This window comes from Cellulophaga sp. 20_2_10 (assembly GCF_023476645.1).
Lineage (GTDB): Bacteria > Bacteroidota > Bacteroidia > Flavobacteriales > Flavobacteriaceae > Cellulophaga.
Genome location: NZ_JAMCOJ010000015.1, coordinates 1 through 22,512 on the forward strand (window position 1 = coordinate 1; position 22,512 = coordinate 22,512).

The 22,512-nt window shown below is 31.4% G+C and carries 27 protein-coding genes and 11 pseudogenes; all 38 read right to left on the bottom strand.

What is annotated here, in order from left to right; translation table 11 throughout:
- Positions 1 to 458: 458 nt before the first annotated feature.
- The 38 genes and pseudogenes from M4I21_RS17280 to M4I21_RS17465 all read right to left on the bottom strand — a co-directional run bounded on the left by M4I21_RS17280 (position 459) and on the right by M4I21_RS17465 (position 22,505).
- Entirely contained in the window at positions 459 to 851 is a 393-nt protein-coding gene (locus tag M4I21_RS17280) for a hypothetical protein (protein WP_249560486.1), read from the bottom strand.
- Between the two features lie 104 nt (positions 852 to 955).
- A complete protein-coding gene (locus M4I21_RS17285; protein ID WP_249560487.1) occupies positions 956 to 1,603 on the bottom strand; it encodes a response regulator in 648 nt (215 codons plus the stop codon).
- Entirely contained in the window at positions 1,590 to 3,581 is a 1,992-nt protein-coding gene (locus M4I21_RS17290) for a tetratricopeptide repeat-containing sensor histidine kinase (RefSeq protein ID WP_249560488.1), read from the bottom strand. The genes M4I21_RS17285 and M4I21_RS17290 overlap by 14 nt, the downstream gene beginning before the upstream one ends.
- Positions 3,582 to 3,753: 172 nt before the next feature.
- On the bottom strand, positions 3,754 to 4,719 hold the full coding sequence (locus M4I21_RS17295; RefSeq protein ID WP_249560489.1) for a YpdA family putative bacillithiol disulfide reductase: 966 nt from the start codon (positions 4,717 to 4,719) through the stop codon (positions 3,754 to 3,756).
- Entirely contained in the window at positions 4,719 to 5,378 is a 660-nt protein-coding gene (gene rpe / locus M4I21_RS17300; RefSeq protein ID WP_249560490.1) for a ribulose-phosphate 3-epimerase, read from the bottom strand. Before rpe ends, M4I21_RS17295 begins: the two co-directional genes overlap by 1 nt.
- 241 nt (positions 5,379 to 5,619) lie before the next feature.
- Positions 5,620 to 5,823 carry a hypothetical protein gene (locus tag M4I21_RS17305; protein ID WP_249560491.1) on the bottom strand — a complete coding sequence of 68 codons (204 nt, stop codon included), beginning with the start codon at positions 5,821 to 5,823 and terminating at the stop codon, positions 5,620 to 5,622.
- A gap of 3 nt (positions 5,824 to 5,826) precedes the next feature.
- On the bottom strand, positions 5,827 to 6,264 hold the full coding sequence (locus M4I21_RS17310) for a hypothetical protein (RefSeq protein ID WP_249560492.1): 438 nt from the start codon (positions 6,262 to 6,264) through the stop codon (positions 5,827 to 5,829).
- Positions 6,265 to 6,277: 13 nt separating this feature from the next.
- Complete coding sequence (locus M4I21_RS17315; RefSeq protein WP_349628905.1) at positions 6,278 to 6,724, bottom strand: HNH/ENDO VII family nuclease; 447 nt, start codon at positions 6,722 to 6,724, stop codon at positions 6,278 to 6,280.
- Positions 6,698 to 6,856: pseudogene (locus M4I21_RS18590) on the bottom strand (RHS repeat-associated core domain-containing protein); the annotation flags it as partial. The gene M4I21_RS17315 and the pseudogene M4I21_RS18590, both read right to left, overlap by 27 nt.
- A 160-nt stretch (positions 6,857 to 7,016) precedes the next feature.
- Positions 7,017 to 7,931 (bottom strand): hypothetical protein, encoded by a 915-nt coding sequence (locus M4I21_RS17325; RefSeq protein ID WP_249560495.1) that lies wholly within the window; start codon positions 7,929 to 7,931, stop codon positions 7,017 to 7,019.
- A pseudogene (locus tag M4I21_RS17330) lies at positions 7,931 to 8,500 on the bottom strand (RHS repeat-associated core domain-containing protein); the annotation flags it as partial. The gene M4I21_RS17325 and the pseudogene M4I21_RS17330, both read right to left, overlap by 1 nt.
- A 119-nt stretch (positions 8,501 to 8,619) precedes the next feature.
- Entirely contained in the window at positions 8,620 to 8,811 is a 192-nt protein-coding gene (locus M4I21_RS17340) for a DUF4259 domain-containing protein (protein WP_249560497.1), read from the bottom strand.
- Between the two features lie 3 nt (positions 8,812 to 8,814).
- Complete coding sequence (locus M4I21_RS17345) at positions 8,815 to 9,351, bottom strand: hypothetical protein (protein ID WP_249560499.1); 537 nt, start codon at positions 9,349 to 9,351, stop codon at positions 8,815 to 8,817.
- 2 nt (positions 9,352 to 9,353) lie between these two features.
- A pseudogene (locus M4I21_RS17350) lies at positions 9,354 to 9,878 on the bottom strand (RHS repeat-associated core domain-containing protein); the annotation flags it as partial.
- A 179-nt stretch (positions 9,879 to 10,057) separates the two neighbouring features.
- On the bottom strand, positions 10,058 to 10,492 hold the full coding sequence (locus M4I21_RS17355; protein WP_249560500.1) for a hypothetical protein: 435 nt from the start codon (positions 10,490 to 10,492) through the stop codon (positions 10,058 to 10,060).
- A 12-nt stretch (positions 10,493 to 10,504) separates the two neighbouring features.
- A complete protein-coding gene (locus M4I21_RS17360; protein ID WP_283771806.1) occupies positions 10,505 to 10,894 on the bottom strand; it encodes an HNH/ENDO VII family nuclease in 390 nt (129 codons plus the stop codon).
- Positions 10,895 to 10,903: 9 nt separating this feature from the next.
- Positions 10,904 to 11,065: pseudogene (locus M4I21_RS18595) on the bottom strand (RHS repeat-associated core domain-containing protein); the annotation flags it as partial.
- Between the two features lie 207 nt (positions 11,066 to 11,272).
- Positions 11,273 to 11,698, bottom strand: coding sequence for an SMI1/KNR4 family protein (locus M4I21_RS17365; protein WP_249560501.1), 426 nt, complete (start codon positions 11,696 to 11,698; stop codon positions 11,273 to 11,275).
- Between the two features lie 4 nt (positions 11,699 to 11,702).
- Complete coding sequence (locus M4I21_RS18600) at positions 11,703 to 12,008, bottom strand: HNH/ENDO VII family nuclease (RefSeq protein ID WP_283771807.1); 306 nt, start codon at positions 12,006 to 12,008, stop codon at positions 11,703 to 11,705.
- A gap of 78 nt (positions 12,009 to 12,086) precedes the next feature.
- Positions 12,087 to 12,245: pseudogene (locus M4I21_RS18605) on the bottom strand (RHS repeat-associated core domain-containing protein); the annotation flags it as partial.
- A 165-nt stretch (positions 12,246 to 12,410) separates the two neighbouring features.
- A complete protein-coding gene (locus tag M4I21_RS17375) occupies positions 12,411 to 13,067 on the bottom strand; it encodes an Imm43 family immunity protein (protein WP_249560503.1) in 657 nt (218 codons plus the stop codon).
- Positions 13,068 to 13,152: 85 nt separating this feature from the next.
- Positions 13,153 to 13,467 (bottom strand): AHH domain-containing protein, encoded by a 315-nt coding sequence (locus M4I21_RS17380; RefSeq protein ID WP_283771808.1) that lies wholly within the window; start codon positions 13,465 to 13,467, stop codon positions 13,153 to 13,155.
- Positions 13,468 to 13,503: 36 nt separating this feature from the next.
- Positions 13,504 to 13,662, bottom strand: a pseudogene (locus M4I21_RS18610) (RHS repeat-associated core domain-containing protein); the annotation flags it as partial.
- Positions 13,663 to 13,718: 56 nt separating this feature from the next.
- A complete protein-coding gene (locus M4I21_RS17385; protein WP_349628906.1) occupies positions 13,719 to 14,048 on the bottom strand; it encodes an RHS repeat domain-containing protein in 330 nt (109 codons plus the stop codon).
- Positions 14,049 to 14,227: 179 nt separating this feature from the next.
- Positions 14,228 to 14,740 carry a hypothetical protein gene (locus M4I21_RS17390; RefSeq protein ID WP_249560504.1) on the bottom strand — a complete coding sequence of 171 codons (513 nt, stop codon included), beginning with the start codon at positions 14,738 to 14,740 and terminating at the stop codon, positions 14,228 to 14,230.
- A 13-nt stretch (positions 14,741 to 14,753) separates the two neighbouring features.
- A pseudogene (locus tag M4I21_RS17395) lies at positions 14,754 to 15,326 on the bottom strand (RHS repeat-associated core domain-containing protein); the annotation flags it as partial.
- A 242-nt stretch (positions 15,327 to 15,568) separates the two neighbouring features.
- On the bottom strand, positions 15,569 to 16,093 hold the full coding sequence (locus M4I21_RS17400; protein WP_249560505.1) for a hypothetical protein: 525 nt from the start codon (positions 16,091 to 16,093) through the stop codon (positions 15,569 to 15,571).
- 17 nt (positions 16,094 to 16,110) lie between these two features.
- Positions 16,111 to 16,650 (bottom strand): annotated as a pseudogene (locus tag M4I21_RS17405) (RHS repeat-associated core domain-containing protein); the annotation flags it as partial.
- A 240-nt stretch (positions 16,651 to 16,890) separates the two neighbouring features.
- Positions 16,891 to 17,322: an Imm44 family immunity protein gene (locus M4I21_RS17415; RefSeq protein ID WP_249560507.1), complete on the bottom strand. Its 432-nt coding sequence runs from the start codon at positions 17,320 to 17,322 to the stop codon at positions 16,891 to 16,893.
- A 34-nt stretch (positions 17,323 to 17,356) separates the two neighbouring features.
- A complete protein-coding gene (locus tag M4I21_RS17420) occupies positions 17,357 to 17,653 on the bottom strand; it encodes a hypothetical protein (RefSeq protein ID WP_249560508.1) in 297 nt (98 codons plus the stop codon).
- A 9-nt stretch (positions 17,654 to 17,662) separates the two neighbouring features.
- A pseudogene (locus M4I21_RS18615) lies at positions 17,663 to 17,827 on the bottom strand (RHS repeat-associated core domain-containing protein); the annotation flags it as partial.
- Between the two features lie 296 nt (positions 17,828 to 18,123).
- Positions 18,124 to 18,978: an immunity 22 family protein gene (locus M4I21_RS17430; protein WP_249560510.1), complete on the bottom strand. Its 855-nt coding sequence runs from the start codon at positions 18,976 to 18,978 to the stop codon at positions 18,124 to 18,126.
- A gap of 15 nt (positions 18,979 to 18,993) precedes the next feature.
- A complete protein-coding gene (locus M4I21_RS17435) occupies positions 18,994 to 19,560 on the bottom strand; it encodes an RHS repeat-associated core domain-containing protein (protein WP_349628908.1) in 567 nt (188 codons plus the stop codon).
- Positions 19,561 to 19,746: 186 nt separating this feature from the next.
- The gene (locus M4I21_RS17440) at positions 19,747 to 20,244 is read right to left on the bottom strand and encodes an SMI1/KNR4 family protein (RefSeq protein WP_249560511.1); all 498 of its coding nucleotides are present in this window, start codon (positions 20,242 to 20,244) and stop codon (positions 19,747 to 19,749) included.
- An 11-nt stretch (positions 20,245 to 20,255) separates the two neighbouring features.
- Positions 20,256 to 20,777 (bottom strand): annotated as a pseudogene (locus M4I21_RS17445) (RHS repeat-associated core domain-containing protein); the annotation flags it as partial.
- Between the two features lie 164 nt (positions 20,778 to 20,941).
- The gene (locus M4I21_RS17450; protein ID WP_249560512.1) at positions 20,942 to 21,307 is read right to left on the bottom strand and encodes a hypothetical protein; all 366 of its coding nucleotides are present in this window, start codon (positions 21,305 to 21,307) and stop codon (positions 20,942 to 20,944) included.
- Positions 21,308 to 21,892: pseudogene (locus tag M4I21_RS17455) on the bottom strand (RHS repeat-associated core domain-containing protein); the annotation flags it as partial. It abuts the gene before it with no gap.
- A 166-nt stretch (positions 21,893 to 22,058) separates the two neighbouring features.
- Positions 22,059 to 22,505, bottom strand: coding sequence for a hypothetical protein (locus M4I21_RS17465; protein ID WP_249560515.1), 447 nt, complete (start codon positions 22,503 to 22,505; stop codon positions 22,059 to 22,061).
- Positions 22,506 to 22,512 lie beyond the last annotated feature (7 nt).

The window sequence follows — 22,512 nt, forward strand, 5'->3', positions numbered from 1 at the left end:
TTACTTGTATTTTTAAATTTGGATTCTTTGTTTTCAAAGCGGAGCTTTTGGGATCAACAAGCGGAGCGAAGTTCATCCCCTTTGTGAAACGGTTTGTGTTACTTGTATTTTTAAATTTGGATTCTTTGTTTTCAAAGCGGAGCTTTCGGGATCAACAAGCAGAGCGAAGTTCATCCCCTTTGTGAAATGGTTTGTTTTACTTGTATTTTTAAATTTGGATTCTTTGTTTTCAAAGCGGAGCTTTAGGGATCAACAAGCGTAGCGAAGTTCATGCCCTTTGTGAAATGATTTGTGTTACTTGTATTTTTAAATTTGGATTCTTTGTTTTCAAAGCGGAGCTTTCGGGATCAACAAGCAGATTTCCTTAGGCTTATTGCAGTGTATAAATTTTAATCTATATAGTTAAATAAAAAAACCACGCAATTTGCGTGGTTTTTTGGTGAGTGTCTAGTATATTTTTAAGATTTTGCTAAATCTTTACTGTTATGTATTTCAAAGTAATTTTGTACATTCTCCATAATATGAGACTCTTTTAAAGTAGAGTTTGCCGTTTTGTATTCCTGCTCAATTAATTTTTTTGCAGGGAAAGTTTCACAGTGTATTTCTTCTCCTTTAATATTTGTTGTTTTTACAATAGCAGTACCCTCTAGTAAAGATTTTCCTGTTACCATAATAAAAGAACGCTCTTCATCTTCTGCAGAAACTCCTGTTCTAATTTTTGTGTTTTCTATAATAATGTCCGACTTAATAAGTGTATTTACTTGTGCTTGTTCTGCAGATTCTTTATCGTTATTACAAGATAAAAATAATGCTGCTGTTGCTAATACCGATACAAATAATTTAGTTTTCATAATTGAGTGCTTTTAAATACACTACAAAGATGAAGCTATTACAGACCTAAGAATACACTTGAATTAGTGAAAATGGATACCCTGAAAACAGGGGTGATACTGTTTTAATCGTCTAAAAGACCCATTTTTATTGCGTGTTTAGTTAAGCCCGCTAGATTTTTTACGTTAAGTTTGGAAATTAAATTTTTACGGTAACTCTCTATAGTATGTTTGCTTAAGAATAGTTCATCTGCTATTTCTTGTGTTGTAAACTCTTCTGCTATAAGTTTTAGAACTTCTTTTTCTCTATTGGTTAAAGAAATTTCTTTTTCTTTCTTATTCGCGAACATCGCATCAGTATATGCTTTTTTTATTTCGGTAGAGAAATATTTCTCACCTCCAATGATAGTTCTAATTGCTTCTAGTAATTCCTCTTTTTCTGCATTTTTAGGTACGTATCCATCAACATTAGCTCTAATTAGAGTGTCTATCATTGTACCATCTATATGCATACTAACAACCAATGTTTTTAAGCCTGGGAAACGCTCTTTTACGATGCTATTAAGCTCTATGCCGTCCATTTCTGGCATAGTTAAGTCTGTTACAAGTAAATGTATATCGTCTACGCCATTAATATCTAGATATTTTACTACTTGTGCGCCATTTTTAGCGGTAGTTGTAACGTTAAACTCAGGAGCGTCTTGTAAAATGCTCATTAGTCCGTCTATAAACATTTTGTGGTCGTCTGCAATAATTAGGTTATATGTTTTCATTAGTCGTGTTTTTTATAGGTATTTCTATAGATATTACGGTTCCTCTATTTAGGGCCGAATCTATATGTAAAGTACCATTAAGTTTTTCTATTCTACTTTTAATATTGGTAAAGCCAATACCGTCTCCGTTTTCTTCTGTATTAAATCCTTTGCCATTGTCTTCAAAAAGCAAAGTGATGCTGTTTTCAAAGTAATTTAAATGTATATCTGTATTAGATGCCTTTGCGTGTTTAAGCGTATTGGTCATAAGTTCCTGTATCACTTTAAATAATTCCATTTTAACAATCTCGTTAATGGTGTTTATTTTTTCCTCAGGATAAGGGTGAAATTCTACGGTAATCTCACCTGTATTGGTAATAGATTTTGTGTATTCTTTTATAAGCTGTGTAAAATCGTCCTGTCTAAACTTTTTTGGAATTAAGGTATGAGATATGTCTCTTACCAATTGGTAGGTTTCATCTAGCTGCCCAGAAATAGTATTTAGAGTATCTGTTTTTTCTTTAACGCTTGCCAATTGTAACTTTATTCCAGCTAAATTACCACCTATACTGTCGTGTAGCTCTTGGGCTATTCGCTTACGTTCTTCGTCCTGACCTTCAATAGCAGCTTTAATAAGTTTTAATTCTTGCTCTTGTTTAAGTGTAGTTACTTTTTGATTGTTTATTTCTTCGTTCTTTTTGCTAAGCTCACTTTGTGCTTGTATTTTTTGATAGTACGTATACAATAATGCAATTATGGGTATTAGTATGACTAGAAACCCAATTAAAAATGCCGATTTAATTGTTTTTTGACGATCTAACTCGGCTTCTTGTATAATCTGATCTTCTTTTAAGTCAGATATTGCTTGTTCTTTTTTTAATGTTTCGTACTGTATTTCTAGTTCTTTAATAATTTCTCTTTGTTGCTTTGTTTTTATCTGATTTAAAACACTAAAAAGCTGTGTCATTACAGCGTAAGCATTTTTGTAATCTTCTTGTTTGTAATAACTTTTTGCTTGTACGGTTAAAATTTGTTTTTGAAACTCTAAATTTTCATGATCAATTGCATTTACATAGGCAGTTGTAAGTCCTATGTTTGCAATATCATAATACCCTTGTTTGTAGTATACTTTTGCAATTAATAGTGCGCCTTCATAATAAATAGCGTTATAATCGTTAGCTTTTGCTTCATTACTAATTTCTGCGTAATATTTTAATGCGTATGGGTAATCTTTTTTTATCTCTAGAAATTTTGTGAGTTGAAGTCTTACTTCTAACTCAAGTTCTAAATCATTAAATTGTTTTGCGAGTTCTAATGAAGAATTATAGTACTCTTCTGCTTTATCGTAGTCTTGTTTTTTTGCATATGCATTACCTAATTGCATTAGCGCTTTATTGGTAGTTTTAGAATGTTTTTTGCCGTATTTATCTATAGATTCGGTTAGTAAATCTATGGCTTTATCTGTCTTATCTTGAGTTATATAGTTTTTTGCTAAACTTACTTTATGTAAATATAAAAATTCAGTATCGTTAATAGCTTCTGCTTCTTGTAGTCCTTTTATATTCCACTCAATAGATTTGTCTATTAGTCCGTTTAAAGAACTGCCAATAGACATAAAATAATAAGCTTTTGCATAAAGGTATTTCTTTTCATTTTCGGGCTTATCCCAATTGCCTAATTCCTGTACATATAAATTTCCGTAGTGTAGTACGGAGTCTGTATTTGCTTTATAAGCGTGTTTTTCTATTAGTTGATCAAAGATTGAAAAACGTTGCGCTCCAAACTCAGCATCTTTTAAAGCATCATAATATGGTCGTAAGGTTTCGTCTAATTGAATTTGAGACCAAGAAAAAGAAAAAAATGGAGTTTCATCTTTTTCAGTTTTTGTGCTATCTAATTCCTGCGCGTTAACTAAATGAAAAGCGCTAATTAGAAATATAATTAGGAGCGTTTTTAATCTGTAAAAAAACGTGCTGTATGTGGGGTTGGTTAAAATCAAAAAATAATAATTGTTTAATTACTTACGCTAATCGGGGTTGTGCTTCTGTAAAGATTACCTAATTTGGTTTACTAGTTTAAACACTGTTTACAAAGTTGGTTTTTATATAGCTCTTTACAAGCCCCCAAGTTAGTGAAATTTATATCCCTGAAAACAGGGTGTACTATAATTATTATTTCTTTTTTAGTATAGTGCTTATTATTTTTTTAGCGTGAATTCTAGAATTTTCTATAAACCATTTATGTGTTTCCATACCACCACAAATTACTCCAGCTAAGAAAACGTTACTTAAATTGGTTTCCATAGTGTCTGTGTTGTGTGTTGGTATTTTTTTTGTATCGTTAGACAAGGTAATGCCCATTTTGGTAAGAAAATCAAAATTTGGTTTATAACCAGTTAACGCTAAAACATAGTCATTTTTTAAAGTGATATTACCCTCAGTGGTTTTAACTGTTAGTTGGCTCTCTTTAATTTCGGTGATATTAGCGTTGTAAATAGCTTTTATACTACCTTCTTCTATGCGGTTAATAATGTCTGGACGTACCCAATATTTAACACGTTGGCCAACTTCTTTACCACGAATAATTAATGTAACCTCTGCACCTTTTCGCCAGCATTCTAATGCTGCATCTATAGATGAGTTGCTAGCGCCAACAACAGCTACTTTTTGTTTAGAAAAGTAATGTGGGTTGTTGTAGTAATGAGTAACCTTAGGTAAGTCTTCTCCGGGGATATTTAGTTTGTTAGGGATATCATAAAAACCAGTAGCTATTACGACGCTTTTTGTGCAGTATGTAGTCTTACTGGTTTTTACGGTATAGTCAGTAGTGTTCTTTGTGACATTAATTACTTTTTCAAATAATTTAATATCTAATTCATTACTACTTATAATTCTTCTATAGTATTCTAAAGCTTCTTCCTTTTTAGGTTTGGCTTCATTACTTATAAAAGGAATGTTGTCTATTTCTAGTTTTTCTGATGAAGAAAAAAATTGCATTTTAGCTGGGTAATTGTATAACGAGTTTACAATGCATCCCTTTTCTAAAATTAGATAAGAAAGTCCGTTTTTTTTAGCCTCTAATCCGCAGGCAATACCAATTGGTCCACCACCAATAATTACAACATCAAATAAATTCACTAGCCTATAAGTTCTTTTAAGTTTTTAATAGTTTCAGTTGGGTTATCGCTCTTAAATACAAAACTACCAGCAACTAATACATCTGCACCAGCATCTACCAATGCTTTTGCGTTTTTAGAAGTAACACCACCATCTATTTCAATAAGTGTACTTGCATTTTTTCTGGTAATTAACTCTTTTAATGCTTTTACCTTATCGTAAGTGTTTTCTATAAAAGATTGTCCTCCAAAACCAGGATTAACACTCATTAAACAAACAACATCAATATCATTAATAACATCTTCTAAAAGATGTATGCTTGTGTGCGGGTTTAATGCAACACCAGCCATCATACCTTCAGCTTTAATAGCCTGTAAAGTTCTGTGCAAATGTGTACAAGCTTCGTAATGTACAGATAATACATTTGCTCCTAATTCTGCAAAGGTTTTTATGTACCTATCTGGATCTACAATCATTAAATGTACATCTAAGGTTTTTGTAGCGTGTTGTGCAATACTTTTTAGCACAGGCATACCGTAAGATATATTTGGAACAAAAACGCCGTCCATAATGTCTATATGGTGCCAATCTGCCTCACTATTGTTTACCATTTCTACATCTCTTTGTAGGTTTCCAAAGTCTGCTGCTAATAAAGAAGGTGCAATTTTATTCTTGCTCATTTTGTTTTAGATTGATATTTATGCAAAAGTACGCATTTGATATAAATTGAAATAGTGTAAATGTGGCTTTATATTTTGTTTAAGAATATTCTAAAATATGTGTTTTATTATGACATTATAAACTATTATAATAAAACTATTGAATTCTTAAAATACAAAAAGCTACCTAAATTCCTAGATAGCTTTTGTTGTTTGTTTTTCTGTAGAACTTATGCGGTAGGGCACAAGCAAGATGCTTGCGCTAGCGGGGTTTTATTGTCATTATATGTTTAAAATCTGCTTTCTCTAATTTAAGAACATCAACACCATCATTTCCACTTAATGTAAGACCATCGCCAACATTTGGAATTAATTGCTTTTCTGTTAGATATTCACTTGTTTTTGGTAAAAGTTTCCAGTTACTTAAACCTTCTTCTGTATAATATGCTTCTATTTTTAAGCTCATATTTCATTTATTTAATTCGAAAAAATGTTCTAAAAAATCATTAAAACTATCCCATTTTTCATCATAATATACATCGTTTGATAACTCTTTCATATTTTGAGCTTCAATTAGCTTTACACTATCATCTTCTTTGTTATATAGTAAATAATCGTCTATTTCAAGATTAAATAATGATATATATTTTTCTGAAATACCATAATTTTCTATTAAATGCTTTGTAATACTATTTTCATAATCAACTAAATCATCGAGAGAATTAATAATAAAGCCCTCACAACCGTGTATTTCACTATCATATTTACTCATAAAATCTACAAAATCATTATGGCTAAATCCATTTTCTAGTGCATACTTTTTCAAAGTCCTTTGATATTCAGGAATAAATTCGATAAAATTATCTGAAGATGATTTTAAGTATTTAATTATTTTTTCAGTTAACATTTGTATATAATTATTAATGGTATCCTTTCAATTTAGACCTTTTTTCTTTTTCGGCTCTAGCTCTATCTTTCCAGTAATTTGTTCTATCTAAATCAAAAGCATCTCTATTTACAGGGAAATGTGGGTGTTTACCTGTACCATCAACTTTATATGGATGAAGAGCGTTTGTATTACCATATTTGGTATGAGTGCTTGCAGATAATTCAAATAATGGACCTTTTGCATTTTGTTTTGAATGATGTAAATTTATTGATTTACCACCTGCTCCTATAGGTGCTTTTCCTGTTTTCAAAGCAGCATCTAAATTGCTTAAACCAGTTTTAGGATTAACAGTGTTCCAATTTACATTTTGTTGATAAACTGTATATGTATTTCCTGTTCCACTATGTGCTGTCCAAGTAGCTGGGTTAAATATACCACTCAATCCATAAGGGTCTATCCAACTATTAGAATCACTCACATAAGCATACATATTGGGCATTCCGCCTTCAAGCCCAATTGGGTCTTGGCTTATGTACGTACCAGACTCTGGCGAATAATACCTAAACCTGTTGTAACACAGCTCTAGGTCATCATCAAAATATTGGCCTTGGTATCTAAAAAGGCAGCTTAAAAAGAACTTTTGGTAACTACATTACTTACCACAGTATAAAAATACAAAAAGCTACCTAATTTACTAGATAGCTTTTGTTGTTTGTTTTTCTGTAGAATTTATGCAGTAGGGCACAAGCAAGATGCTTGCGCTAGCTGGCTTATTCAAATATTTTTACGTCACTACCTCTTTCATCTTTTATGTATTTTTCAATTTCTTGAAAAGTATATTTCTTCTTTGTTTTTACGGTTAAATCAATAATTTTAAATTTTAAATCTAAATTTTCATCATAACCTGTAGGAACAACTGGTGTTTTAGACATATTAGTGTCAAATAAAGCATTATTTATAGCAGGTATATCTAATCCTAATTTTTTACGAACTTTAATTAGGTTTATTAATTCCATTGGTATTAGGCCGCTAGTTAAAAATTCTTCATTTTCCCATTTTTCGCCACGTTGTAATCCTATTCCATTTAAATGATACACGCAAAGCTGATCCCAATAGCTAGGTTCTATTTTAGAAAAATCATACCAATTATCAATAATTTTTTGATAAATACCATAGCCACTTCCATACTTTAAAATCAAGTCTTTTACGGTGCTGTTTCCTGTCCATTTTTCAATTAAGAAATGTGCTAATTGTGTACTAGGATAAACTTTTTGTTTTTTAAACTCTTTGTTGGGTAAATTCTCTTCGTCTGTTAAATATGATAATGATTTTTCAAAAAGTAGTTTAATTAAATCTTCTCGTTCTACATATAAAGCATACTCATAAGCACCTTTTAAATGGTCTATCCATTTATCATTGATATGCCCATAGGTCCAAAAAACTGCCGTACGTTCAAAATATTTCCAACATTCTTCACTCCCTTGAAATAAAAGATTTTTTGCTTTGATATGGGTGCAGTTTGGAATTCCTGATAAAGTTAACCAGACAGTGTTTATATATTTCTTTAGATTTTCCTTTCTGGCTAAGAAATTATATTCATCAATAAAAAAAGAATTGGATTCATCCAAATTTGGAATTTTGTCATATTTATAATGCTTAATAGCTTTATCAATTAGTTTTTGCATTATGATTTGCACTTTAATTTAATGGAACGTTTATCTATATTAATTTGTAGGAGTTTATTATTTAATTTCCCCTTACTTTTCGCATCTCGTATGGTTCTCATCAAGTTATCTTGATATTTGGGCTTATTTGCCCACCTACCGTTTGTGTTTCCAGAGATTTTACGAATATTTCTATCTGTCCATCCAGACATATCAGTTTTACTTCTCCAGTTACTTTTGCTCGTTTTTACCTCAATGACATTAATGTTGCCATCAGAAGTTTTAGTTATTAAATCGAAACCGTGACCTGAAGCATTTTGGACAGAACCCAAAACTGTATGACCGTTTTTGGATAAATATTTTGACGCAACTTTCTCTCCCCAATCGCCCATTTTTACACCATCTACCATTTGAGTAGCTAATCCAAGTGGATCTATATACATATTACTATCATGAGTATAAGCATACATATTGGGCATTCCGCCTTCAAGCCCAATCGGATCTTGACTTATATAAGTACCACTATCAGGTGAGTAATACCTAAACCTGTTGTAACACAGCTCTAGGTCATCATCAAAATATTGGCCTTGGTATCTAAAAAGGCAGCTTAAAAAGAACTTTTGGTAACTACACTAATTACCACAGTTTAAAAATACAAAAAGCTACCTAATTTACTAGATAGCTTTTGCTGTTTGTTTTTCTGTAGAACTTATGCTGTAGGGCACAAGCAAGATGCTTGCGCTAGCGGGGCTTCCGAAGCTATATCAGAATCTAAATATTCTTCTTTAAAAACTGTATCCAGCGTTTTTATTAAAAACTCTATTGTTGGATTTTCTTCAAATTCATAAAGCCAATCTCCCGCAGAATCATTTTCAAAATTACCAATTGCCCAAGCTCCCATAAATTATTCTTTTTCTTTTAGACGTTCTTTTACTTTTATGTGATTTTCTCCCAAGACTTCAATTAATTCTTTTGTCGTGTAATCTTTGGTGTATTTTATGTCTTTACCCATTTCTGCGTTTGGTAAAATATGCTTATCTATATAACCTATTGGGTAGGAATCCCAAGGGTATAAACCAAAATAAGGCTCTAAAAATATTTCTGGGTCAGTGGAACGATTGTTATATAAGCCTAAAGAGCCTATATTATCATTATATCTAAATTTTACTTCGATTTTTTTTTTGTCAATTAATTCCCAATTGTAGCTTTTAGGCTTGCTATTTGTAGTCACTATTGCGAATGGGTTTGATAAATCTAATTCATTCAATTTTTCTTTCACTTCCTTTAATGAAGAAAACTTATAATTATAAAATGCAAAAGTGTCTTCCGAAGCTCTTGAATTAATTTTATGGTGATTTACTAATTGTGCTATTGTAAAACTATCGTTAGATAATGGTATAGCAAATATTTGTTCTTCTTCTAAAGTGTGTTTTTTACTCATAATTATCCGCTACAACTTATTTTTTTACCTTTTTTATCTATATCTCCTCCCATATCATTGAATTTTGTATCATTCATTCCTGATATTTTATTTTCTAAAGCGTCTAAACCTCCTTTTTTACGAATATTGGTTTCTTCTCTAAATGCAAGGTTATCTTTCCCAACTATATTATCTTCTAATATTTCAAAATCATACTTAATTTTACTATTCCCTTTTTGTCCTAATTTTTTTCTTAATTTAGAATTGTGGGAAGATTTTCTTCTATTAAATGCTTCAGGGCTTTTGGATTTACCAACATAAGATTTTGTGACACCGTCTTCAACCCAAGTTCTTAAATAAACTATTCCAGTAAGTCCAAAAGGGTCAGTCCAACTATTACTATCCCTTACATACGCATAAAAGTTTGGTTCACCAGATGCCAACCCAATTGGGTCTTGACTTATATAAGTTCCTGTGTCAGGAGAATAATATCTAAACCTGTTGTAACACAGCTCTAGGTCATCATCAAAATATTGACCTTGGTATCTAAAAAGGCAGCTTAAAAAGAACTTTTGGTAATTACATGAATTACCACAGTATAAAAATACAAAAAGCTACCTAATTTACTAGATAGCTTTTGTTATTTGTTTTTTTGTAGTACTTATGCGATAGGGCACAAGCAAGATGCTTGCGCTAGCGTGGGGTTTTTGCTTTTTTCTTCAAAATCCTAATTTAATTCAAAATACCATTCTAAAAAATCATTAAAACTATCCCATTTAGTATCAATAATTCCTTTCTGAAAATTCACTAATTTCTCTCCTAATTCTAATTCAACAACTTCCCCTGTTTTACGATTATAAAAAAAACCGCTCTCAGCTTCAAAGCTATCTAATGGAGTATATTCTTTAGTTAGTTTTAAGGCTTTATGACTTGAATTAATGTTTAAATCATAATCTGTATTTATAACAAACCAACAAACTTGATAAATTTCTCTACCTCTATTATAAAAAGTAGCACTATCTTCTACGTGCAAAAAGAACTCGGCAAATTCAGATTTCAAATCAATATCTATTTTTTTTAAAGAATTAGCATAGTCTATTGTATAATCATCATACCACCAACCTTTATTTTTACAAAATGTTTTTATTTTTTCTGACAACATATTCTATTTATTTTAATGATATCCTTTAACCTTTTTTGCCCTTTCTTTCCAATAAGCCTCTCTATCAGCTTTCCATAAATCATCGTGGAATACAGGGTTTATAGGATGTTTATTTGGTAAGTGTGGATGTAAAGCATTACTTCCTTTATATTTTTGATGTGTTGCTGTTGATAATTCAAATAATGGACCTTTTGCATTTTGTTTTGAGTGATGCAACTGAACTAGTGAATATTTGCCATCTTTTACGACAAAAGGAGAACGTCCCATTTCTGCTAATTCTAAGTTTGTTTTTACACCATTTCGCGTATTTACAGGTAAATTCCAATCTATATTCTGTTGGAAAACTGTATGGGTATTTCCAGACGGAGCGTTGAAAGTGGAAGGATTAAAGAAGCCAGACAACCCAAAAACATCAACCCAACTATTACAATCGCTTACATACGCATAAAAGTTTGGTTCTCCACTCGCCAACCCAATCGGGTCTTGAGATATATAAGCTCCACTGTCTGGCGAATAGTACCTAAACCTGTTGTAACACAGCTCTAGGTCATCATCAAAATATTGGCCTTGGTATCTAAAGGGTAAACTACAAAAGAACTTTTGGTAATTACATGAATTACCACAGTATAAAAATACAAAAAGCTACCTAATTTACTAGATAGCTTTTATTGTTTGTTTTTTTGTAGAACTTATGCTGTACGGCACAAGCAAGATGCTTGCGCTAGCTGGTTTTTTAGCGTAAAAAAGCAACCTTTTCGGTTGCTTTCAGTATTTATATTCTTAAAAATTACTTTTCCAAATATTATCAGAAATAAGTTTATTAACAGAATTAGCTATTTTAGAATACTCTCCAATATCATGGTCAAATAATAATACTTCACCTTTTGAATTTATACAAATTGGATTCCCCGAACCATCAAAAGATATTACATATTTATTATCCATATTTGGATAGCCTTGTTTTCTAAATGACTTAGTTAAATCAATAAATGTAATTTGTTCTAAATTTTTAGAGTTTTTTAGAGCGAAAATATCTAACCCTACAAAACATCCTCCAAAATTTTTTACAAAAAACTTATATTCATCATCTAGTGTCACATTTAATTCTTTTTCAGCTTCACTCAATTCAGAATCAGTAGAAACGTTTTCTATATAATCCGTATTTCCTAAAAATTCTTTTATTCTTAATATTAAACTTTCTTCCATTTCTTTAATGACGTTTTACTCCTTTTTTATTTAGTTCAATTTCTGCTCTGTTTTTCCAGTATTCTTTTCGCCATTCATCAAATTTAACTCTATCAACTTTATCTGTAGGATGTGGTTTTGGAAAAAATGGATGTTGCTTTTTGTTTCCTAAATCGTGTGCACTCCGAGGCATTTCAATTATTGGTCCAGAATTCATCTGTTTTTGGTGATGTAAAATTATTGTTTCTCCTTTCGCGTTTATAGGAGATTTACCAAATCCTTTAGGATTATTATTAGCGTGATAAATTGTTTCTAATTCTTTAACATCCAAATGTCCTAAATCTTGAACATTTTTAACCTCTAAGGAAAGTCCATTAGAAGCAGTAAAGATTTCACTTAGTCCAAAAACATCAACCCAACTATTACTATCACTTACATATGCATAAAAGTTTGGTTCTCCACTCGCCAACCCAATCGGGTCTTGAGATATATAAGTTCCACTGTCTGGCGAATAGTACCTAAACCTGTTGTAACACAGCTCTAGGTCATCATCAAAATATTGGCCTTGGTATCTAAAGGGTAAACTACAAAAGAACTTTTGGTAACTACACTACTTACCACAGTTTAAAAATACAAAAAGCTACCTAATTAACTAGATAGCTTTTACATTTTAATTCTTTGTAGAACTTATGCTGCACGGCACAATCAAGATGCTTGCGCTAGCTGGGTAATTTTAGTTGTATGCTTTATATTTTTCGTTATAAGCATATGGTAAAGTTTTGTAATGAATAATATCAAAACCATACAGATTCGCTTCTTCTATTTCTTTCTTAAATGCCTTATTACTAAAAAGGTATTTATTAAACATTCTATCTCTAAGTATAAAAAAATTTGTTTCAGCTAAGGTATTATTTAAATATATTTCTTTAAACTCTTTAATTCCTGAACCAACTTTAAGAACATGTTCAAAGTTAGCGTCATCCTCCAAGAGAAATTCAGATTTTTCATAATCAATTAAGGACTCTTCTTGATTAAAACGTAAATAATAATATTTTTTAGGTGTTATCTCTTTTCCTTTTGCTGATATTGTATTTAATTTAGTTGTTTGATAAAAGTCTTTAAACGTATTTTTCTTTAGTATATCCAAAAAAGATTCAGAGAGTATAACACCTTTAAAAGCTGGGTAGTAATCAAATAAAAGGAGTTTTTCTTTAACCACTAACCATAGTTCCTTAGGAAAGTCAGTTTTTTTTCCTAATCTATTTCTCATCCAATCATAATCCATTGGAGGCATTGGATTATCCTTATTATAACTTTCTGTTAATACTCCATTTATAAAAATTGGAACCCCTTTTTGAGGTTTTGGCCAGAAACAATATATATCTTCCATAATTTTAATGTACTCTCTTACTATGCTTAATTTTTGTGTGCCCTGTTTCAACATGCCCCATTGCCAGTTTATTTTTTAAATTCATTTACAATTTCCTTACAGCTTTTCGTGCACCTTTTTCATCTATTAGCTCATCATCAAAATCTTTTACAATTCTAGATAGCCTATCTTCAACCATATTATTATAATTTTTGTGTGACCCTTGATGAAATACATTATAACCAGACCCCTTCATAGAATTAGCACTGTCAGGTAATGCTATCCCATTAAAGAAATGATCTCTTTGCCCCGCTAACCCTATATCTTTAAAGAAGGTAGAATTTGTATTCCAAACTTGTGTTGGGATAACATGGTGCGCTTGTGTATTTATAGGTTTAACTCCTCCAGTTGCAGCTTTCATTGAATTAGCTAAGGCTGTACTATTTAACCCAAAAACATCTACCCAACTATTACTATCACTTACATAGGCATAAAAGTTTGGTTCTCCACTCGCCAATCCAATCGGGTCTTGGCTTATATACGTACCAGACTCTGGCGAATAATACCTAAACCTGTTGTAACACAGTTCTAGGTCATCATCAAAATATTGGCCTTGGTATCTAAAGGGTAGACTGCAAAAGAACTTTTGGTAACTACACTAATTACCACAGTTTAAAAATACAAAAAGCTACCTAATTTACTAGATAGCTTTTGTTGTATTTTTATAATAACTTGTGCAGTAGGGCACAAGCAAGATGCTTGCGCTAGCGGGGTATTGTTATCGTAAACATAAGCATAGGAATTCGGGTTATTTCCTTCAAGCCCAATCGGGTCTTGAGATATATAAGTTCCACTGTCTGGCGAATAATACCTAAACCTGTTGTAACACAGTTCTAGGTCATCATCAAAATATTGGCCTTGGTATCTAAAGGGTAGACTGCAAAAGAACTTTTGGTAACTACATGAATTACCACAGTATAAAAATACAAAAAGCTGCCTAATTTACTAGATAGCTTTTGCTGTTTCTTTTTTTATAACTTTTGCTGTACGGCACAAGCAAGATGCTTGCGCTAGCGGGGGGGAATTGCACGGCTTTATACTCTTGCTCTGTAAATTCTATTCTTACCATTAGTAGTTTTTATTTTGCCGTAGTTTTTCATTTTATATAATCTCAAAGCATTTTAAATAACTTCAATAATCGGTGCCTTGTCGTTATGCAAATCGGTTATAAAAGTTTTCTTACCAACTTTATATTTTTGATAAAAATAATTTTTATGCATAGCAGAACCTCCTTTTACACCAACCCCAATATCTTCATCTTTTTTAAGTTTATTTTTTATTGCGTTGAATAATTTTTTTACGTTTTTATCTGGTGTCTTTGATATAACTCGAAGTGCAATTCGTTCTAGTGCATCTTTTGTTTCTCTCCCTCCAATACCTTCAATTGTAAATTGATTTATACTTTCATCATAAAAATCCTTACTCCTATCATTTATCTCTTTTGTGCAAATGAAAAAATTTAAATATTTTAATCTATTATTATCAATATCATCCGCAATTTGAACATTTTTATTATTCTTAAATTCGTCATTACTCCATTCTTCTATGTATAGATAAGCTTGGTTTTTAGAAATCAATTCTTCCGTATAGGATATAAAGTCTTTCAAAGACATTACTACGTTTATATAAGCCATATAATTTATTTTATTAATGGAGTTTTGCTTTTTTAGGGCGATAGTCAGAGTCTTTACCATATCCTTCAAATGTCACTTTGTGCCCTTTGCCCTTGACATCTTCTAACGCTAATCGCTCTCTAATAATACCTGTTTTTCCATCTGTCAATGTTCTGCCTACATTTATATGATACCTTGAGCCATTAGGTCTTTCAAAAGAAGCATCCATTCTTCGATAAGGTTTATTACCACCTTGAGTATCTATTATTATTTCAGCTTTACTCCCCCCGCCAACATGTTTAACTCCTTTTTTGGCTTCTTCACGTTTAATGATTTCATCAATTTTAGCATTATGGTCTCCAGTTCCTTTAGCTTTTGGTCCCGGCTTATTATGTGGCGTTCCATCTTTTTTTGTTTTCCCCATCCATCTTTGCCCAGAAAGACCAAAAACATCAACCCAATCATTCGTGTCATGTACATAAGAATACATACTCATACCTCCAGCCAATCCAATAGGATCTTGGCTAATATAAGTTCCGCTATCAGGCGAGTAGTACCTAAACCTGTTGTAACACAGCTCTAGGTCATCATCAAAATATTGGCCTTGGTATCTAAAAAGGCAGCTTAAAAAGAACTTTTGGTAACTACACTAATTACCACAGTTTAAAAATACAAAAAGCTACCTAATTTACTAGATAGCTTTTGCTGTTTGTTTTTCTGTAGAACTTATGCTGTAGGGCACAAGCAAGATGCTTGCGCTAGCGGGGAGAGTTTGTGGCTAAAAACGAAGTTTTGAGCAAGCAAAAAGCAACCGTTTCGGTTGCTTTTTGCTTGCTTTCGTGAATGTTATTACCTACGTTTAGCTTGTATGTTTTTGCAAAATTCAGAAAATGAAGGCGCTACAATTATTGCATCATTTGGATCATAACTTTCTTCGTAATCTATATACTTTATCTCTCCTGTCTGAATATCAATCCAAAAATCATTGTCTGCATAATTATCAGCAAAAGGAAAATTAAATAGAGCAAATTCTTCCAACTCTTCAGATACGAGCTCTCTTCTTTCTGACGCTTCAATTAAGGAAGTTGTGTAATCTGATTCTTCATTATCTTCTTCTATCGGAATATGAAAAAAACTCATTATCTCAATAGGGTTATAATCATCATTATACATTTCGTAAATATTATCAATATAAATAAATGCTCTTTCTGTAAAACAACCGCCATTCGTTGATAAGTAAAATTGAATAAAATCTTCCTTTCCTTGAAAATTATGAGGTATAATTTCATTTATTCCTGCAATTGATAATTTCTTCCAACTGTTTTCAAAAACAACATCTTTATTTAAAAATGGATTGGTATTATTTTTAGACATAATTTCAAATTATCTTTTTAATGAAAACCTTTTAGTTTTGATTTATTTCTTGCTTTTGCCTCAGCTCTAGATTCATTAGTTCCATATTTATGACCTGTATCATTCTGAAAATCCTTAGCACCTCCTACGTGTGGATGACTATGATAATCTTTGTGTACTATTTGCATCCTCATAGTGTTAGTTTTTGGGTCATAATCAATATGATGAGAACGGTAATTTTTCCCAGGGTCTTTTATTCCTGCTTTCTTTGAAGTAGCAGCTCTATCATCAAAATAATCTCCTGTCGCATCTATTGTGTAAATTCCGTGTGGATTATTTGGAGTTATAGTTCCGGGATGAATCACTCCACCTCCAGTAGAATGAAAAATTATTGGTTCTAATGTTAATCCAAAAGGGTCAATCCAACTATTACTATCAGCTACATAGCTATACATATTCGGCATTCCACCATCCAGCCCAATCGGGTCTTGAGATATATAAGTTCCACTGTCTGGCGAATAGTACCTAAACCTGTTGTAACACAGCTCTAGGTCATCATCAAAATATTGGCCTTGGTATCTAAAGGGTAAACTACAAAAGAACTTTTGGTAATTACATGAATTACCACAGTATAAAAATACAAAAAGCTACCTAATTTACTAGATAGCTTTTGTTGTTTGTTTTTTTGTAGAACTTATGCTGTACGGCACAAGCAAGATGCTTGCGCTAGCGGGGTTAATAACTTTTACGAAAAGGCTCTAAAAACGAAGTTTTTAAGCATAAAAAAGCACAATATTTTCAAATATTGTGCTTTTTGTTTATTCTGCGTAATCTAAATCTTTTGAATAATCAACTTCTTCTTCCAGCCAACCAATTTCGTTACACCAGTTTTTAATGTCTGACAATAATTCTTTGGTATTAATTTCTTTGAATTTATACTTTTTTAGTGAATCTTCTAAATAATTGTAAAAAGTATGACCTAAATCGTGACGTATTTCTGTTTTGTACATCTTCTTATATTTCTCATAACTTACTGCTATATCTAAAGTTAAATAAGCATCTTCTTTATCGAATCGTCTAAATGTTTTTCGTCTTATTTCATCTGGTAAACATCTAAAGGCAAAACCTAAAACGTCAGGTTCTTTTATATGTTTGTACTTTTCATTAACTTTATTACAGACTACTTCTAATTCCTTTCTTAGTTCAAGAATATAGTGCAAATGTGTATCACAGTTTATTGACATTCTCATAATAATAATAATAATAATAATAATAATAATAATATTAGTGAAACGCCTTATTTCCTGGTGGTAAAAATCCTTTCCAAGCCAAATATCCTTTTAATTTCATTGCTTCTAACATTTGCATTAGCTTTTTGGGACCATTATGAACAGCTACTTTATCTAAGTTCATTTTGTCCAACCATTTTTTTGTATATCTTCTTGTTGGGTTTTTTGTTTCTCCTAATTTCCATAATTCTCCCTCTTTTAAAAACATTTCTCCAATTGGATTTTTCTTTCCCCATTCCATAACTGGATACCAACCATCTTTTTGTGCTAGTAAGGCGTATAACTCTTTCAACCCAAAAGGGTCTATAAATGAATTGGAATCGTGAACATAAGCGTATATATTTGGATTGGTACTTTCTATCCCTAAAGGGTCTTGACTTATGTACGTACCAGATTCTGGTGAGTAATACCTAAACCTGTTGTAACACAGTTCTAGGTCATCATCAAAATATTGGCCTTGGTATCTAAAAAGGCAGCTTAAAAAGAACTTTTGGTAACTACATAAATTACCACAGTTTAAAAATACAAAAAGCTACCTAATTAACTAGATAGCTTTTGTTGTTTGTTTTTTTGTAGAACTTATGCTATACGGCACAAGCAAGATGCTTGCGCTAGCGGGGGAACTTTTGGTAACTACATAAATTACCACTGTTTAAAAATACAAAAAGCTACCTAAATTAATAGATAGCTTTTGTTGTTTGTTTATCTGTAGAATATACTTGGTAGGGCACAAGCAGGATGCTTGCGCTAGCGGGGAGTGAGCTAATATTCGTGTTTAAATGACCCAATGAACATTAGGTCATTATAGTTATCTTTCTCTATTTGAAATTTTGGAGGAACAGGATATTCTTTTGCAAATTCTTTTAATATTATCCTAGCCGGTTCATTTTCTTTATATTCATTTGATATATAGAAAAAGATAGCATTTGCATTTTCTCCTATTTTATTTTTAGTTTTTTTAATTACACTATTTGCAATTTCATTTGGGATAAACTGGTTTATAAGATTATCAACAGACATACTGGTTGAAGAATAATACCACTTAACAGAAAGTGGATTATATTTTTTTATATTAGTTTCTTTACTAAATTTACTTTTCTTAGCTCCACCTGCAAAATAAGAAATAAATTCATCTTTTTGCTTATCAGTCTTTCCTATCCAGATATTGTATTGAATATCAGTTGGCGTATTTTTAATATTATGAACTTCATCAAATTCTCCTAAATAAATCAACTTAGATGAATTTTCAGGGCTAGCATCTTCATCTAAAGAATCAGAGTCAATGATAATTAATGAATTAATATTATCAATATTATTGATTTTTTCGTTATTGATTAATTCTTTAGGATTTGCTGGTATTAAGGATAAAAAGTCTGATAGCAGTATTCCTTTTTTATATTTCATTATGAGAAAATCTTCATCATAATTATCAATAAATATATCTTTACAAAATTGACATCTCAATTCGTCTGAAGGTTCTTTGTCTTCTTCGAGATTACCTGTAGGAAGTTCATTATCGTAGATACTCCATGCTTTTAAGTATCTTTCTTGATTAATATATGCTTCAAATTTTTCTTCATCAGGAAAAGAACCTATCCAAATATGATTTTTTTTCATTACTATCTATAAGAGTTAATGATGCTTTTTGACATGAGCATCGTGTTTATTTTGTACAATTAATATAGCTTCCATTTTACTTTTTGCTTTTCTTAAATTACGAATTAAATCATCATGGAAAAGTTTACTAGCACTACTTTTATGGTGTTTCCCAGAGACAAATAGACCTGTGTTTGGGTCATATACATCAACAAAATCTAATCCTTTTGTAGGTATTGTAGCATTTTTTAGTTCGGCAGCGGTAAAACCTAATTTTCTCATTTCAGGAGAAGTACTTACAGGAAATTTTTCATGTAATTTGCCTCCATTTCTTAGTGCTCTCTGAACAGATTTTTTATTATCAATAATATCTTGCGGTGATGCTTTGTCAAACCAATTGTTAAACTGGCCTCTAGGCCAAGGAGCTAACCCAAAAACATCAACCCAAGCATTACTATCACTTACATACGCATAAAAGTTTGGTTCACCAGATGCCAACCCAATTGGGTCTTGACTTATATAAGTTCCTGTGTCAGGAGAATAATATCTAAACCTGTTGTAACACAGCTCTAGGTCATCATCAAAATATTGGCCTTGGTATATAAAAAGGCAGCTTAAAAAGAACTTTTGGTAACTACACTAATTACCACAGTTTAAAAATACAAAAAGCTACCTAATTTACTAGATAGCTTTTGTTGTTTGTTTTTCTGTAGAATTTATGCAGTAGGGCACAAGCAAGATGCTTGCGCTAGCGGGTGAATAATAAACAGAAAAGCTTAGTTTCATTCATTAGTTTTCATATATAGGCTTTATCCAATTAGGATCATTATCCTCTAAACTTAAACAGAATTCTGAAAAACTTGGAGCTACTAAAGTTACAGCATCTTTAAACTCCTCCTCGTGTTCCAATTGTTTTATTAATCCAGTGGAGGTGTCAATCCAAATTGTATTACCACAACCATCATCTGCAAAAGGTATGTGAATATCTATAAATGACTTATGCTCTTTAGAAAGATCTCTTTTATATTCTTTTTCAGAAATTATATCTTTCAGTTTTAAAAAAAAACTAATCCCTATTTGATTTAGTTCTCCTTTCTGTACTTTATAAAATGTGCTTCTAAACATTTTAGCTTCTCTCATAAAATCTACACCATCAAAAACTGAATATAGTTTTATAAAATCATCTGATCCTAAAAAATCAGTATGAAATAAGTTTGTTATTTCTCTTTTTGACAAATTTGATTCAAAACCTTTATATAACAACTTATCTTTATTAAAGATATTCATAATTTATATGTTTAATGATTTTTTAATTTGTTTCTTGCTTGGGCCTCAGCCTTTGCTTCGGGACTACCATATTTAAAACCAGTATCCTCCTTAAATTGCTTAGCTCCTCCCATATGATCTATCTTATGATAGTCATTATGAACAATCTGCATTTTCATTTTATTTGTTTTAGGGTCATAACTAACATGATGAGACCTGTAATCAGTTCCCCAAATATCTTTAACTCCACTTTGGTCATACAAACCTTTTCTATCAAGTCCGTAATCACCAGTCGCTTGAATTGTAAAAGTACCTCCAGGGTTAGTAGCAGTTATAGTATCAGGATGTAAAGCATCTCCAATAAATGACATATAGCCTCCTGCTAAACCAAAAACATCAACCCAACTATTGCTATCGCTTACATACGCATAAAAGTTTGGTTCATCACTTGCCAACCCAATTGGGTCTTGGCTTATGTACGTACCAGATTCTGGTGAGTAATACCTAAACCTATTGTAACACAGTTCTAGGTCATCATCAAAATATTGGCCTTGGTATCTAAAAAGGCAGCTTAAAAAGAACTTTTGGTAACTACACTAATTACCACAGTTTAAAAATACAAAAAGCTACCTAATTTACTAGATAGCTTTTGCTGTTTGTTTTTCTGTAGAACTTATGCTGTAGGGCACAAGCAAGATGCTTGCGCTAGCGTGGACTTTTAATAAAATTCTACTTTACAATCTGACAATAAGTAAGTTCTGCTATCTGATAATTCAATTTTGTCACAAACTATTTTCCCAGTTATTAAACCTAATATTTTTGCACCTCCGGTTATTTCTTTTCGCCAACCTTCAACATCTCCTTTATATGACAAACAATTAAAAAGCTCATTTGTTGGTAGCCATAACTTACAATTTTCATTTACGACTCCACCACTTTGCGCTATTGGTTGCTGATCAAATTGTGAAGTCACTTTATAAAATAAAGAATCATTGAAATCATCATTTCCACTATCTGATATATATAGAACTTCACTATTCTCAATATTTACTGTTCCTGGCGTAATTCTTTCAAACTTATTCATCTATGGTGTTACATTAATGTTAACATTATTCAAACCTGCATCTTGAAATACCTTTGTATAATGACTCGCTAATTCTGGACTATTTGTATGATAATTTACTTCGTGAAATGCGTCTGAATATTTTTGAGCTTGTGATAGCATTTTTTGTTGCTCTACAACAGCAAAAGATTTATCACCAATTTTACTATTTGGGTTTCTTAAGGATTTTGACCAATCTTTAGTGTATTTAGCCTCAACAGCAACATTTTTACCATTAATTGAAGTAACATTGTCCGCTATTCCATTAACTCTTTTCCCATCTACAATAGCTCTGTACTTTCTTTTGTTAAATGAAGCTGCACCACCATATAAATCTTGAATTTGTTTTTCATATGATTGCCAATTCTTCTTCTTGGCTTTACTACAATCTAACCCAAAAACATCAACTTCTAAATTACTATCAAAGGTATACGCATATAAATTAGCGTTACTTCCTGCCAACCCAATCGGATCTTGACTTATATAAGTCCCTGAGTCAGGCGAATAGTATCTAAACCTGTTGTAAGACAGCTCTAGGTCATCATCAAAATATTGGCCTTGGTATCTAAAAAGGCAGCTTAAAAAGAACTTTTGGTAACTACATAAATTACCACAGTTTAAAAATACAAAAAGCTACCTAATTAACTAGATAGCTTTTGTTGTTTGTTTTTCTGTAGAATTTATGCAGTAGGGCACAAGCAAGATGCTTGCGCTAGCGGGGGATCGGGTAACATTAAATCCACTTATGAATTAAGTTTTTACATAAAATTACAATTTCATAATTATGAAATTGTATTTCATGACAAATCAAATTTGATGATTTATCCAAACTTACTTCATCTATCTTTATGTCATCTTTGTATGGTACATCATCATTAAGATTGTTTTTACGATTGATTTTAAATGATTCAACTTCGGTATATTCAATTTTTAAATCTTTATCGTGTTTGAACTTACTTCCTTTTAAGTACAAGAAGTACTGCAATCTATTTTCTAAACTGTAAGAAACTTCTATTTTATCTAACTGGAGATCATGTGTGCAATTCTTACTGTAAAAATCATAATGCCCTGTTTCGGAAGCAAAATTATATGCATTGATTGGCATATAGTCTTTAATCGATTCGAGATATTTGCTATATTTTGAAACATCGATTATTGTTTCATGTTCTATTATTTTCATTCATAAA